Genomic DNA, 13,358 nt, shown 5'->3' on the forward strand with positions numbered 1-13,358 from the left:
CCCCTTCCAATGCTTAACGGCCCCTCGGCGACGTGCGGCCCCGGCATCCGCGGCGATCACTTTGCAGTGGCTTGATCGCCATTGTTCTCTCTCCGGGTACGTGAGCTGATACACCCTGTAAGGGAGGGGGCGGGCGATGACCGTGAGAATGGCATGGGTCTGCGCGCTGCTGGCCGTGATCGCCGCGGTGATCCCGCCGGCGCTGAGCGTGAAGCGCGCCAAGGAGCCGTCCGCCGCCCGCGCAGACCTGTCCGCCGTCCCGTTCGGGGTGTTCCTCGCCTCCGACTGGCGCGGGCCGTACCTGCTGGGCGCGTTCGAGTGGTGGCTGGGGGCGGAGGTCCGGGTGGGGCGGACGTACGTGCCGGGCGAGGCGTGGAACGCCCTGGGCGGGCCGGACTTCGTCCTGCAGCCGTGGATGCGGTGGCGGGCGGCCAAGCCGGGGCGCATGCTCGTGCTCAACGTGCCGATGGTCATGCCGAACGAGGGCGACCTGCCGGACGAGGCGGTGTCGGTGCTGCTGAACGCCGGCGCGGACGGCGCGTTCGACCCGTACTTCGACCGGCTGGCCCGGACGCTGGTGGCCGGGCGCGCGTCGGACACGGTGATCGTCCCGGGCTGGGAGATGAACGGCCTGACCTACTCCAGCCGCTGCTCGGCCGATCCGCAGGCGTGGCAGGCGTACTGGAGGCGGATCGTCACCGTGATGCGGGCGGTGCCGGGGCAGCGTTTCCGCTTCGACTTCAGCCCCAACCGAGGCCCTGACGCGATCGGCTGGACCGAGTGCTACCCCGGTGACGACGTGGTCGACATCATCGGCATGGACAGCTACGACCAGGGCCCCGGCCACCGGTTCGCCGACTACGTCGACCAGCCGTACGGGCTGGCGGCGCAGGCCGACTTCGCCGCCTCGCACCGCAAGCCGATCTCCTTCCCCGAGTGGGGGCTGTTCCGGTACGGGGACCGGCCGGAGTTCGTGCGCGACATGCTCGACTGGATCGCCCGGCACGACGTGGCCTACCACTCGATCGTGGACTACTGCCCGCACGGCGTCTGGCAGTGCCCGGCCAACCCGCGGTCGTCGCGGGTCTTCCGGCAGCTCATGCGCGACCCCGGCTACCGGCGCGGTCCGTCGGCGCCGCCGACCTCCCCGCCCGCCACGTCCCCCGCCCCCTCCTCTGAGCCGAGCGGGAGCGGGTCGCCGGAGTCTCAGCCCCGCCCGGCCGTCACCTCCCCGCCCACGGAGCCACCGGCCGCGGGCTGACCCGGCCGGGCCAGGCGCAGCGTGTGCGCCGCCAGCCGGTCGAGGGTGACGCCGAGGTCGAACTCGGCCGCCCGCGGCGGCGCCGCCCGTTCCTCCGCGCGCCGCACGGCCGGGTCGGTCAGCCGGGCCATGATCGCTGCGGCCAGCGCCGGCGCGTCCTGCGGCTCGACGAGCGCTCCGGTGGCCGGGGTGACCACCTCCGTGAGGCCGGGGACGGCGGCCGCCACCACGGACCGCCCGCTGGCCATGGCCTCCAGCACGGTCAGCGGCAGCCCTTCCCAGCGGGAGGGCAGCACGACCAGGTCGGCGGCGGCGTACCAGGGCCGTGGATCGGCGCTCGCCCCCGGCATGAGGACGCCGGGCGGCGCGTCGCGGCGCAGGCGGGCGAAGTCGTCCCCGTCGCCGACGAGTGCCAGGCAGGCGTCCGGCACCCGGGCCGCGACCTGCCGCCAGGACTCCACCAGCAGGTCCTGGCCCTTCTGCCGGGTGATCCGGCCGACGCAGACGACCAGCGGCCCGTCCGGGGACAGGCCGAGGCCCCGGCGGGCGGCGACGCGCTCGTCCGGCGAGGTGGGACGGAAGCGGGCCAGGTCGACGCCGTTGCGGACGACGGCCAGCGGGCCGCGCACGCCCGCGTCCCCGGCCTGCCGGTGCTCCCCTTGGCCGACGCAGAGCACCAGCCGCGTCCACCGGGTGGCGGCACGCTCCCAGGAGGCGGCCGCGGCGGCGAGCGTGCCCCGGCCGGCCAGCCAGGACCAGCCGTGCGGCTGGAACAGCGTCGGCACGCGGCCACGCAACACCGCCCGGCCGACCAGCCCGGCCTTGGAGGAGTGCAGATGCACCACGTCGGGACGGAACCGGCGCACGATGCGGCCGAGGACCGCGGCGGCGAGCAGATCGGCCGGATGCGGCGCCCGTACGGCGGGCCAGGGCAGATGCGGCAGCCCGAGCGCGGCCAGCCGCTCGCCGAGCGGTCCACGCGGCGGCGCGGCGACGGCGACCGTCCAGCCACGCCGGCGCTGGTCGGCGCAGGCGCTCTCGACGTAGGCCGCGACGCCGCCCTCCGTCGGCTGGGTGACGTGCAGCACGCGCGGGGCGTGCGGGGTGCAGGTCGTCATCGCGGCCTGCGCAGGGCCCGGTCGAGCGCCGCCCAACGGCCGCGGAGCGCCCGGCCGCCGACCCGGGCGCGGGCGGCGAGGGCGTAGAGCGTCGCGGCCGGCGTCCTGGCCAGCAGGAGCCGGTTGCTGACCGCCTGCCGGCCGCCCCACTTGGTCTTGTGGGACTCGGCTCCGCGCAGCAGCGACATCGTCGGCCGGCCCAGCCGGTGGGCGAGCCCGAGATCGGTGCGCAGCAGCATGGTCACGACGTCGACCTGGGACCGCAGGTCGGGATGGGTGCCGTAGAGGTAGCCGCCGACGAAGTCCTTGCCCACGACCAGCAGGTCCACCGCGACGACCCGGCCGTCCAGGTGGTATTCGGTCAGCCGGGCCTGGCGGTCGGCCAGCAGCCGCCGGGTGGCGCGGGCCAGGTGGGCGTGGAAGCGCGGTTTGGTGTGCTCGACGTTGACTCCGCGGCCCTGCCATTGGAGGGCGTGCAGGTCGAGCAGGCGCGTGACGGCGTGCTCCGCCTCCTCGGCCGGCACGTCCCGGACCTGGATCGGGGCCTCGTCCACGCGTCTGAGCTCGCGGCGCAGCTTGGTCCCGTGCCTGCCGGGCAGCCCGGCGAGCAGCTCGTGAAGGGGGAGGCCGGGCAGTTCGACGCAGGTCGAGGCGGGCAGCCGCCAGGAGCGTCCCGGCCAGGCCGCCGCGAGCCGTTCGGCGTCGGCCCCCTGGCGCACCTCCGGCAGGTCGAGCACGTCCCATCCGGGCAGCTCGGTCAGGGCCCGGCCGAGCGCCGCCGGCAGGTCGGGGTCCCCGTCCTCGATCAGCACGTCCGTGTAGTCGGACTGGTCGCCGCCGAGCGGCCGCAGGACGCGCAGCCCCGCGCGGCGGACGGTCATGACGGGGGCCGCGGCGACCAGCCGTCCCCGCCGGCGCAGCAGGACCACGTTCAGGCACGCGCCGTCGCCGTAGGTCTCCCACCAGGACGACAGCCAGGCGTGCGACTGGAACGGCGTCCCGGCCGGGGAGCGGTCGTGCAGGTCGGCCCACTCCCCCGCCAGGGTGCGCAGGCGTTCTGCGCCGGTCACGACCTCGGTGACCAGGTCCGAGGCCTGGCGGATCGCGGTGGTCATGCCGACGCCGTCTCGGCCGGCCGGCGCGCGGGCGGGACCTCCCGGTCGTCCTGCCGGTCGTCCCACCGTCGCCCGGCGGGGGCCGCCAGCCAGATCAGGGCGGCCAGCAGCAGGCCGCCGGCCGTGCTGACGGCGGTGGCGAGCAGGGGCCGGGGCGAGCTGGGCGTGGCGGGCGGCGCGGCGGGGGCGAAGCTGGACAGCCGGACGCCGGTGTCGGCGCTGTGCCGGTTGGCGTAGGCGGTGAGCGCGGCCGTCGCGCTGTTGGCCCGCCGGGCGGCCTCCTCAGGGGTGCCGGCGAGGGCGGCCAGCCGGATCAGCGGCGCGTCGGGCGAGGCCGACGCCTGCAGGGTGGTCCGCAGCAGCTCGCCGTCGGCCAGGTAGGCGTCGCCGTTCCCGGCGAGCAGGCCGGGATGGACGGCCACCCTGGCGTAGGCCTGCGCGAAGTCGGCTTCCTGGATGGGGACGTCCTGCCGTACCGAGCTGACGACCGCATAGGCGTCGGCGGTGTAGACGGGCTCCTGGGTCAGCGAGTACGCCAGCCCCGCCCCCATGCCGATCAGCGGGAGCGCGAGCAGGGACCAGGTGCGGAGCGCGCCGGCGGCGCGCTGGACCGGGTGAGTCATGACAGCCTTTCCTGGTGGCGCCTGATGAGCAGGCGGTCGTAGAGGTCGTGCAGGCGCCGGGCTTGCCGGCGCACGTCGTAGCGGTCGAGGGCCGGGGGCGGCGGCAGGCGGGTGCGGGGCCCGGCGAGGGATGCGGCGAGGAGCGCGGCCAGCTCGGCGGCCAGCCGGTGGGGCGGCACCCGGCGGGCGCCGGGCACCGTCCCGGGGGGCAGGTCGTCGATCGCCGGGCACGCGCCGTACAGCACGGGCAGCCCGGCGGCGAGCGCCTCGACGACGGCCAGGCCGAACGTCTCCTCCTGCGAGGGGGCGGCCAGCACGTCCATGGCCGACAGCAGGGCGGGCACGTGCACGCTCTCCCCGGCGAGGACGACGCGCCGCCCGACGCCGAGCCGCTCGGCCAGCGAGCGCAGCCGGGGTTGTTCCGGGCCGTCGCCGACGAGCAGCAGCACCGCGCCGTCCAGCCGCGGCAGCGCCTCGACGAGCAGGTGGAAGTTCTTGCCCGCCACCAGGCGGCCGACCCCGCCGACGACGAACGACTCCGGCGGGATGCCCAGGCTGAGCCGGGCCTGGGCGGCGGCCCGCGGATCGTGGCGGAAGGCGGCCAGGTCCACGCCGTTGGGGATGGTGACGACGCGCGAGGGCGGCAGGCCCCAGCCGTGCAGCCGGTCGGCCACGGTGGGCGAGACGGCGACGACGGCGTGCGTCAGCCGGGCGGTCGCCCGGTACAGCGCGCGGACGGGCGCCGTGACCGGCCGTCCCTCGATGTGCCTGGCCCCCGCCGAGTGCTCGGTGGTGACGACGACCGGCACGGCGGCCAGCCGGGCGGCGAGTGGCGCGTAGACGCAGGCGCGGTACAGGTGCGCGTGCACGACCTGGTAGCGGCCGGCGCGCATGAGGCCGGTGAGCCGGGGCAGCGCCCGCAGGTCCCGGTTGCCGCCCATGCCGACGGCGTGTACGGGCGTCCCGGCGGCGCGGATGGCGTCGGCCAGGGCACCGGGCCGGGTCAGGACGGCGACCTCGCCGGCGCAGTCCATGTGCGGCAGGAGCGTGCGCAGCTGCTGCTCGGCCCCGCCGGCGGCCAGCCCGGTGATGACGTGCAGGACCTTCATCGGGGTCGCCCCCAGCGCAGCCGGTGGCAGGCGGTCTTGGCGAGCAGCCGGGCGGCGGTGTCGCGGTCGCCGACGTAGCGGCGGGGCAGGGCGTGCCTCCCGGCGAGCCGGCCGGGGCGCACGGCGCAGGCGTGCTCGTAGCCGGCCTGCCGTACGGCGGCGACCTCGCGGGCGGTCAGCTCGCCGTAGGGGTAGGCGAAGCCGGTGACGGGGGCGCCGAGCACGTCCTGGAGCATGAGTCTGCTCGTGGTCAGCTCGTCGGCGAGCTCGTCGGGGGCGGCGGCCGGCAGGTGAAGGTGGCTGCGGGTGTGGGAGCCGACCTCCATGCCGGCGGCGGCCACCCGGCGCAGCGTGCCGGCGTCCATCAGAGGGCGGGGAGCGACGTCGCGGTCCCAGGCGTTGTGGCCGCCGATCCGGCCGGCGACGACGTACACGGTCGCGGTGAAGCCGTATCCGGCCAGCACCGGGACGACGTCGGTGGCGAAGTCGGCGTAGCCGTCGTCGAAGGTGAGCCCGACGAGCCCGCGCCGGTCGCCGGGATGGTTCAGCAGTTCGCGCACCGACACGCCGCGCAGCCCGCGCCGGGCGAGCCAGCGTATGTGCGCGGCGAAGCGCTCGGGGGTGACGACGATGTCGAAGGGGTCCTCGCCGCGTTCGGCGACGGAGTGGTACATCCAGATGAGCGGCAGCGCGCCGATGCGCGTGCTCATACGCGCTCTCCTTCCCTGACGGTCGTGACGGCCCTCCGGAGCGGCGACAGGCCGAGGCGTTGGAGACCGGCCAGCAGGAGCGCGGCGGTCACGGTGATCCCGGCGGCGTTGGCCAGGGCGATGCCGCCCTGCGCCATGCCGGGGACGAGCGCCGCGGCCAGCACCGCGGTCAGGGCCAGGCCGGCGGCCATCGCCAGGGCCGGGTACCACAACCCGCGCCACCCTCCGGCGCAGAAGTAGGCCCGGCAGACCACGCCCACGACGGTGTGGCCCAGCAGGCCGATCGTGTAGAGCCGCAGGACGTGCTCGGTGGCGGTGGCGGCGGCGTCGTCGAAGGCGCCGCGGTGCAGCAGCACGTCCACGATCGCGGGCGCGAAGGCGGCCAGCAGCGCGGCGGCGGTGACCGTGACGGCCGCCGCCGTCGTCAGGTCGCGGGCCAGCAGCCGCCAGGCCCGGCGGGTGTCGCCCGCGGCGATGCTGCGGGCCAGGTGCGGATAGGTGACGGTGGCCAGCATCAGCGAGACCACCATCGGCACCTGGGCGATCTTCTGGGCGTAGTTGAGATGGGAGATCGCGCCCGCGGGCAGGTCGGCGGCGAGCACGCGTTCGACCAGCACCTGGCCCTGCCGCAGCAGCGTGAAGGCGATGATGGGCAGCAGCGCGGCGACCGGCAGCACCAGGCGCCGGGGCAGCCGCCGGGGCAGGCCGACCCGCCGCAGGTACGCCGGCGCCTGCATGGCCACCATGAGGACGGCGCCGGCGGCGACGCCCCACGCGGCGGCCCGCACGCCGAGGGAGTCGTGCCAGATCGTCAGGCAGCCGACGAGGGCCACGTTGTAGGCGAGACCGGTGGCCGCGGGCGGGCCGAAGACGTGGCGGGCCCGCAGGGCCGCGCTGGCGTACCCGGCCAGCGCGAACGGCAGGATGCAGCCGCAGCAGATCCGCCAGCACTGGACGGCCAGCCCGGCCTGGGGCAGACCGGGGGCCAGCGCCGTCACCAGCCAGGGCGCGCCGGCCGCGGCGCAGACGGCGACGGCGGCGAGCGCGGCGGCCAGGGCGGGCAACGTCCGCTCCACCAGCGCCGCCCGCTGCCGCGCCCCGGACGCCGTGCTGAACAGCGGGACCAGCCACAGGGCCATCGCCCCTTCGATGAGCAGCGGCGCCGCGGTCTCGGGCACGGTCCAGGCGACCAGGAAGGCGTCGGTGTCGGCGTTGGCGCCGAACAGCGCGGCCATCAGCAGGTCGCGCACGTAGCCGAGCGCCGAGCCGGCGCCGACGAGCATCGTGGTGAGGGCCGCGGCGCGCAGGTCGGCCGCGCCCCGGCTCAGCACGCGGGCCGCCGCGACGGGAGCGCGGCGGTGCCGGTCCATCCCGTCGCCAGGCCCAGCATGACCGACATGACCAGGCTCGTCGCGCCGCCGATGTCGGCGTAGGCGAAGTCCACCGCCAGCCACGTCACGAAGCCAGCGGCGGCCAGCCCGGCCGGGCCCGAGCGGCCGGGCCGGGTGAGGGTGCGCACGAGCGCACCGCCCACGAGCAGCGCGAACGCCGCCAGGCCGAGGAGCCCCTGCTCGCTGAGCACCAGCAGGTACATGTTGTGCGGGGACAGCAGCGGCTGGCGGCGGTATCCGCCGGCCGGGTCCTCGACGTCGCTGCCCGAGGACAGGGCCAGCGGCGCGTAGGTGTCCCGCCAGGCGGCGAACCCCTTGGGGCCGACGCCGGTGACCGGGTGGTCCTGCCACATGCCGGCCGCCGCCTGCCAGAGCTGGTACCGGTCGGCCACCGACCGGTCGGGCTGGTCCACCGAGGAGGAGATGGAGGTGACGCGCTCGGCGATGACCCCGCCGCCTGGCCCGACCAGGAGTGTCAGGAGCACGGCGGCGGCCGCGACCGCCACGGCGGCCCGCGCGGCCACCCGGGCGCCGCGCAGTACGAGCATCACCGCGACGGCGCAGGCCACCGCGAGCCAGGTGCCGCGGCTGAGCGACAGGACGAGCGGCGGGCACAGCGCCGCCGCCGCGACCAGGGCGGCGGCGCGCCGGGCCGGGCCGCCGGTGAGCGCGACCGCGAGGGCGATGATCAGCCCGAAGCTGACCACGCTCGCCAGCGCCATGACCTCGCCGGCGCCGAACGTGCCGACCGCGCGGATCGGCAGCCCCGCGTAGGAGGCGCCGCTGCCCGTGAGCGCCTGCCAGCAGCCGAGCCCGGCCTGGACGACCGACACGGCGGCGACGGCTCCGCCCACCAGCAGCAGGTCGGACCGCTGCCGCACCGCCACCGTCACGGCGACGGGGACCAGGACGAACACCTGGAGGAACCGGGCCAGGCCGGGCAGCGCCAGCATGATGTCGGGCGCCGCGAGCGCGGCCGCCGTCGCCGCGAGCGCCGCGGGCGCGGCGAGCAGGGCCCACCGGCCGGGACGCGCGCCGCCACGCGCCAGGCTCACCGCGACGGACACCAGCAACGCCAGCGACATCAGGTCGGCGACCCGCGGCTGGACGACGTCGGCGGCGTGCGGTCCGGCGGGCACGCACACCGCGATCACGGTCAGCGCGGCCCACAGGCTGGGACGGGCCGGCTGGCGGCACAGGGACGGCAGGAACGCCCTGATCACGATCGTCCCGGCCACAGCAGGCAACCGACCGTCCGGATCATGATCTTGATGTCGCGGCGCAGGGACCAGGTGTCGATGTAGTGGTTGTCCAGCCGCGCCCGGTCCTCGATCGAGGTGTCGCCCCGCAGGCCGTGGGTCTGGGCCCAGCCGGTGAGGCCGACGGGCAACCGGTGGCGGCGCCCGTAATGGTGGTCGCCGCGCGAGAACAGCTCCACGAAGTGCGGCCGCTCGGGCCGGGGGCCGACCAGGCTCATGTCGCCGCGCAGCACGTTCCACAGCTGCGGCAACTCGTCCACGGAGCAGGAGCGCAGCAGCCGGGCCACGCGGGTCAGGCGGGGGTCGTCGTCGATGCTCCAGCGGGTGTCGGACTCGCCGGCGCGCAAAGGGGCGAACGTGCGGAGCTTGATGATCTCGATGGGCGTCCCGGCCACCCCCACCCGGACCTGGCGGAACAGCACCCCGGGTCCTCCTTGCCCGCGCAGCAGCAGCATGCAGGCGGCCAGCACCGGAGCGCTGACGACCAGCCCGGCCGCCGCCAGCACGACGTCCAGGGCGCGCTTGAGCGGCCAGGACGCGCGCCGCTGCGGCAGCGGCCGCATGCGCAGCACCGGGAACCCCCGGACGTGCTCGCCGGCGGGCACGAAGTCGACCAGCACGCCGCCGGGTTGCGGCGCCAGGTACACCGGGTACCCCGCCAGCCGGGCCTGTTGCGCGAGCCGGTGGGTCTGCTCCTCGCCGCCCGGCGGCGGGGCCAGGACCACCACGCGGGCCAGGTGCCGGCGGGCCATGGTGAGCAGGGTCTCCGGATCGTCCACGATCGGCGCGTACGGGGCCTGGCCCAGCACGTCGCAGGCGCCGCCGACGGGCAGCAGGCCGTACTCGGTGTGCCGTACCAGGGTCAGCGCGAGGTTCCTGGCGTGCGCGCCGGACCCCACGACCAGCGTGGGCACCAGTGCGCCGCGGCGGCGGGCCTGGCGCAGCACCGCGCAGACCAGCCCCCGCCCCACCAGCGTCAGCCCGAGGTAGACGGCGACGATCCGGGCCGACTCGCCCGTCCAGGCGGCCAGCGTCGTCTGATGGTCGAGGGCGGCGACGGTCAGCGCGCCGGCGATGGCGGTGGCGCATCCGCCGCGCCACATCCACCCGTCCATCACGGACGGCGACAGCCGGATCCGGTACGTGCCGCCCGCCAGGTTCAGCAGGACGAGCAGCGCCGCCGCCAGGCAGGCGAGCAGCGCGCCGTATCCGGCGTCGAGCACGGGCGCGGCCAGCGCGGCGGCGTCGACGCTCGCGTCGGCGAGGGAGCAGATGGTCCAGCATGTCACCGGACGCCGCCGGCCGGGGGCGTGGCGGGGGGCGCCTCGCTGCGACAGCAGCATGCCCTTGGACGGGGAGTGCGGGAAGGGTTCCTCTTCCCGAAGGGGTGTGACCATATCTGCTCCACTGCGGAAAACAACGGCGATCATTTCAGAGCGTGATATCCACGAACAGGGGGTGGATATGGCTGTCTTACTTATCGCGAAAATTCGCTCATCTTTGGCCTCCATTCCGATAATCGCCCCGATTCGCGGGCAGCGACCAACTTACTTGGAGTGTTCACGGGTACGACCGTGTGGACGGGATGGCGTCCCACAAAGATTGCGAATTTTCGGGTGTCGCGAAGCCCCGCTATTTGTCCCGGTTCGCCGCTCAGATAGTGATGAAGATCTTTGCCCGGCCATGGCGGCGGTATGACGCCGCAGGCCAGCTCAGAGGGTCAGCGGGGGGCCGGTGGCCGCTGATCGGCACCGGCGGCTGAGCCGAGAACTGAGGGTGTAGCCCGAATCGGCATTATCGCCACATTCGGGGAACCGGGCGATGGAGACATTCTGTCCGTATATTTCAGGACGTTTTTCCCCGCCGGTACGGCTGACGTCGCCCGAACAGCCGTCCGAGCTGGTGGTCGACGATCGCCTCGGCGTCCGCGGCGGTGTAGTGGCCGATGAGGACGGGGTTCACCAGGCCCTGGGCGAGGGCGAACAACATGTCGGCCTCCTTGGCCGCGTCGACGTCGGCGGCCACCTGCCCGGCCGCCTGGGCCGCCCTGAGCTGACCGGCGTAGAAGTCGAGGACGATCGGCAGGCCCGCGCGCAGCAGCGCGGCCAGCGGCTCGCTCACCACGGAACGGGCGAGGAAGGCCAGCCCGACGCGCGCCTCGAAGCGGCGCTCCTCGTCCAGGGGCAGGAGTTCCAGGAGCGCCACGCGCAGCAGGCCGAAGGGGGTGCCGTCGTGCGCGGCGGCGGCGACGCGGGCGGTGATCCGGGTGTTGAGGTGCTGCAGGGCCAGCGTGAGCATCTCGTCCTTGGTGGCGAAGTAGTGCTGCACCGCGCCCATGGACATGCCCGCCTCGGCCGCGACCTCGCGCAGGCTGACGCTGTGCATGCCCTTGGCGTCGATGACGCGGTGCACGGCGTCGGCGATGTGCCGCCGGCGGGTCTCGTGGTCGACGATCTTCGGCATCGGTTCCCAGGTTTTTGTCATGCGGTCGCATTGTGAAACGCGTTGCCCGCCGTTTACCATGCGAGTGCATGATAAACGGCGGGCGAGGAGGGCGTCATGCGCGTACTGATCGTCGGCGTGGGCACGCGGGGCGACGTGGCCCCGTACACGGGGCTGGGCGTGCGGCTGCGGGACGCCGGGCACGAGGTGGCGATCGCCTGCCACCAGCCGCACGCCGCCCTGGTGACCGGCGCGGGCCTGGAACATCGCGACATCCCGGGCGACCCGCTGCCCCTGCTGCCCGCAGGCAAGGGCGGCGCGCGGGTCTCCCTGTCCGCGAAGCTCGCCATGTTCGCCGAGTACGCCGGGCAGATCTCCGACGGCATCGTGCGGGCCGCGGCGGCGGGTGCCGACGTCCTGCTGCTGAACGTGGCCGCCTCCGCCGGGGAGCACGTGGCCGAGGCGATGGGCGTGCCGAGCATGGGCGTGCACCTGCAGCCGGTGGCGCCGACGGGGGACTTCCCGCCGGTCATGAGCGTCCTGCGCCGCTCGCTCGGCCGGTGGGGCAACCGGACGGCGGCCCGGCTGGCCTTCGCCGTGCCCTCGCCCGCGAACGCCGGGTCGGCCAAGGAGTTGCGGGCCCGGCTCGGGCTGCCGCCGATCAGCTCGCGGGAGGCGTACCGGCGGCGGGAGGCCGCGCACTGGCCGGTTCTGCACGGGTTCAGCCCGGCGGTGCTGCCCCGGCCGGCCGACTGGCGGGACGGGCTGGAGGTGACGGGCTACTGGTGGCCGGTGCGTCCGGCCGATTGGCGGCCCGACCCCCGGCTGAGCGACTTCCTCGCCGCGGGCCCGGCACCGGTGTTCGTCGGCCTCGGCAGCCAGGCGGGCCCGCGCGCCGAGCACTACACCGACCTGGCCCTTCGCGCCCTGCGCCGGGCCGGACTGCGCGGCGTGCTGCAGACGGGCGTGCCCGGTGAGCTGGATGACGACGTGCTCGGCGTCGGGGAAGTGCCGCACGAGTGGCTGTTCCCGCGCATGGCCGCCGTCGCCCACCACTGCGGCAGCGGGACCACGGGGGCCGGGCTGCGCGCGGGCGTGCCCGCCGTCGGCCTGCCCGCGCTGAACGACCAGCCGTTGTGGGCGTCCCGGCTCGCCGCGCTCGGGGTGGGCCCGGCCGCCGTCCCGTTCCGCCGGTTGACCCCGGAACGGCTCGCGGACGCGCTGGGTGCCGCCGTGAACGAGCCCTCGTACCGGCGGCGGGCCGTGGAGCTGTCGGAGCGGATCGGGGCCGAGGACGGGAGCGCGGCCGTGGTGGCGGCCGTGGGCAGACTGGCGTGACCGCCCGCTCCCCCGGGCCGCCGTCCAGGGGCACGTGGGCCGGCATGACCATGCGCTGAGCTCACCTTTAAGGCAACTGAAAGATCACTTTCTAACGTTGCCCGCATGAGATTCAGCCCGTTCCTGGCGGCCATCGCCGCCGCCATGCTCCTCGCCCCCTCACCCGCCATGGCCACGGCCAAGGCCGCGGCCCCTGCCGCCGCCGAGGAGTCCGACCGCGAGATCGTCCTGGCTCAACTCGACTACACGACCGGGCTGTCGGTGACGTTCACCGACAGCGTCCCGTCCGACGAGGTCGGGATGGTCCAGACCGGCCCGATCGGACGCGCCCCCCTCATCGTCCTTGACGACGAGGACACCCTCCTGGAGACCTATCTGGAGGTCACCCCGCCCGACGTCGCGGTCCCCCGGCGTCTCGTCGAGGACCACGGCGCCGACCTGCCCGCCGAGCTGCAGCGACGCAGGATCACCAGCGAGCCGGTCACGGCGGGTGGCCTGACCGCCCCGGCGAGCGCGGTCCGCTCCGGCGCGGCGACCTGCACCTGGTCGATCTTCGGTTGGACGGGCTGGCACGACGACGGCATGCCCGGCCTGCCGTTCAAGTCGTACAGCACGTTCGACTTCGGCGGCTTCAAGCAGAAGATCGCCGAGAGCTACATCGCCAACTGCACCCCGCCGAGCTCGACGAGCAACCTCTGGGCCCGGCACCGGGTCTACTACAGGAACGCCCTCGGCAACTTCGTGAAGCACTTCGAGGGCATCGTGCCGCCGGGACACCACCAGGCCGTGGTGAAGAAGGGCGTGATCAAGCGCCACCGCGCCGTCTCCTACGACGACAACTGGAACGCCGACCCGGCCTGCTTCGACTGCATCTACGCCCGTGAGGGCCGTTTCCGCAGCTAGAAGCTCCACGGCCGCTTCTCGCGCAACGCGGCCGTCAGGGACACCCGCAGCCCCAGCAGCGCCAGATCCAGGCCGGTCGGCCGGCCCGC

Annotated in this window: 12 protein-coding genes; 3 read left to right on the top strand and 9 right to left on the bottom strand. The window is 75.1% G+C overall.

What is annotated here, in order from left to right:
• Positions 1 to 136: 136 nt before the first annotated feature.
• Positions 137 to 1,261, top strand: coding sequence for a glycosyl hydrolase (locus tag ABZ459_RS34230; RefSeq protein ID WP_357979262.1), 1,125 nt, complete (start codon positions 137 to 139; stop codon positions 1,259 to 1,261).
• Here ABZ459_RS34230 and ABZ459_RS34235 read toward each other — a convergent pair.
• From ABZ459_RS34235 to ABZ459_RS34275, 9 genes are all read right to left on the bottom strand, one after another.
• On the bottom strand, positions 1,207 to 2,379 hold the full coding sequence (locus tag ABZ459_RS34235; protein WP_357979264.1) for a glycosyltransferase: 1,173 nt from the start codon (positions 2,377 to 2,379) through the stop codon (positions 1,207 to 1,209). The genes ABZ459_RS34230 and ABZ459_RS34235 overlap by 55 nt on opposite strands.
• On the bottom strand, positions 2,376 to 3,494 hold the full coding sequence (locus ABZ459_RS34240; RefSeq protein ID WP_357979266.1) for a GNAT family N-acetyltransferase: 1,119 nt from the start codon (positions 3,492 to 3,494) through the stop codon (positions 2,376 to 2,378). Before ABZ459_RS34240 ends, ABZ459_RS34235 begins: the two co-directional genes overlap by 4 nt.
• A complete protein-coding gene (locus ABZ459_RS34245) occupies positions 3,491 to 4,117 on the bottom strand; it encodes a hypothetical protein (RefSeq protein WP_357979268.1) in 627 nt (208 codons plus the stop codon). Before ABZ459_RS34245 ends, ABZ459_RS34240 begins: the two co-directional genes overlap by 4 nt.
• Entirely contained in the window at positions 4,114 to 5,226 is a 1,113-nt protein-coding gene (locus ABZ459_RS34250; RefSeq protein WP_357979270.1) for a glycosyltransferase, read from the bottom strand. The genes ABZ459_RS34245 and ABZ459_RS34250 overlap by 4 nt, the downstream gene beginning before the upstream one ends.
• Positions 5,223 to 5,936, bottom strand: a complete 714-nt coding sequence (locus ABZ459_RS34255; RefSeq protein ID WP_357979272.1) for a polysaccharide deacetylase family protein — start codon at positions 5,934 to 5,936, stop codon at positions 5,223 to 5,225. Before ABZ459_RS34255 ends, ABZ459_RS34250 begins: the two co-directional genes overlap by 4 nt.
• On the bottom strand, positions 5,933 to 7,306 hold the full coding sequence (locus ABZ459_RS34260; RefSeq protein WP_357979274.1) for a lipid II flippase MurJ: 1,374 nt from the start codon (positions 7,304 to 7,306) through the stop codon (positions 5,933 to 5,935). Before ABZ459_RS34260 ends, ABZ459_RS34255 begins: the two co-directional genes overlap by 4 nt.
• On the bottom strand, positions 7,261 to 8,565 hold the full coding sequence (locus ABZ459_RS34265; RefSeq protein WP_357979276.1) for an O-antigen ligase family protein: 1,305 nt from the start codon (positions 8,563 to 8,565) through the stop codon (positions 7,261 to 7,263). Before ABZ459_RS34265 ends, ABZ459_RS34260 begins: the two co-directional genes overlap by 46 nt.
• Positions 8,547 to 9,983 (bottom strand): exopolysaccharide biosynthesis polyprenyl glycosylphosphotransferase, encoded by a 1,437-nt coding sequence (locus ABZ459_RS34270; RefSeq protein WP_357979278.1) that lies wholly within the window; start codon positions 9,981 to 9,983, stop codon positions 8,547 to 8,549. The genes ABZ459_RS34265 and ABZ459_RS34270 overlap by 19 nt, the downstream gene beginning before the upstream one ends.
• Positions 9,984 to 10,431: 448 nt before the next feature.
• Positions 10,432 to 11,070 (bottom strand): TetR/AcrR family transcriptional regulator, encoded by a 639-nt coding sequence (locus tag ABZ459_RS34275; RefSeq protein ID WP_357979280.1) that lies wholly within the window; start codon positions 11,068 to 11,070, stop codon positions 10,432 to 10,434.
• A gap of 75 nt (positions 11,071 to 11,145) precedes the next feature.
• Between ABZ459_RS34275 and ABZ459_RS34280 the strand changes: the two genes are divergently transcribed.
• Positions 11,146 to 12,366, top strand: a complete 1,221-nt coding sequence (locus ABZ459_RS34280; RefSeq protein ID WP_357979282.1) for a glycosyltransferase — start codon at positions 11,146 to 11,148, stop codon at positions 12,364 to 12,366.
• Positions 12,367 to 12,471: 105 nt separating this feature from the next.
• A complete protein-coding gene (locus ABZ459_RS34285; protein WP_357979284.1) occupies positions 12,472 to 13,269 on the top strand; it encodes a hypothetical protein in 798 nt (265 codons plus the stop codon).
• Positions 13,270 to 13,358: the final 89 nt, after the last annotated feature.

The sequence above is a fragment of the Nonomuraea sp. NPDC005692 genome (assembly GCF_040631115.1).
Taxonomy (GTDB): Bacteria; Actinomycetota; Actinomycetes; order Streptosporangiales; family Streptosporangiaceae; genus Nonomuraea.

Coding starts and splice junctions, on each gene's coding strand:
- ABZ459_RS34240 (WP_357979266.1), bottom strand. CDS start 3,494: ATGACCACCGCGATCCGCCAGGCCTCGGACCTGGTCACCGAGGTCGTG.
- ABZ459_RS34285 (WP_357979284.1), top strand. CDS start 12,472: ATGAGATTCAGCCCGTTCCTGGCGGCCATCGCCGCCGCCATGCTCCTC.
- ABZ459_RS34280 (WP_357979282.1), top strand. CDS start 11,146: ATGCGCGTACTGATCGTCGGCGTGGGCACGCGGGGCGACGTGGCCCCG.
- ABZ459_RS34230 (WP_357979262.1), top strand. CDS start 137: ATGACCGTGAGAATGGCATGGGTCTGCGCGCTGCTGGCCGTGATCGCC.
- ABZ459_RS34260 (WP_357979274.1), bottom strand. CDS start 7,306: ATGGACCGGCACCGCCGCGCTCCCGTCGCGGCGGCCCGCGTGCTGAGC.
- ABZ459_RS34245 (WP_357979268.1), bottom strand. CDS start 4,117: ATGACTCACCCGGTCCAGCGCGCCGCCGGCGCGCTCCGCACCTGGTCC.
- ABZ459_RS34270 (WP_357979278.1), bottom strand. CDS start 9,983: ATGGTCACACCCCTTCGGGAAGAGGAACCCTTCCCGCACTCCCCGTCC.
- ABZ459_RS34235 (WP_357979264.1), bottom strand. CDS start 2,379: ATGACGACCTGCACCCCGCACGCCCCGCGCGTGCTGCACGTCACCCAG.
- ABZ459_RS34255 (WP_357979272.1), bottom strand. CDS start 5,936: ATGAGCACGCGCATCGGCGCGCTGCCGCTCATCTGGATGTACCACTCC.
- ABZ459_RS34250 (WP_357979270.1), bottom strand. CDS start 5,226: ATGAAGGTCCTGCACGTCATCACCGGGCTGGCCGCCGGCGGGGCCGAG.
- ABZ459_RS34275 (WP_357979280.1), bottom strand. CDS start 11,070: ATGACAAAAACCTGGGAACCGATGCCGAAGATCGTCGACCACGAGACC.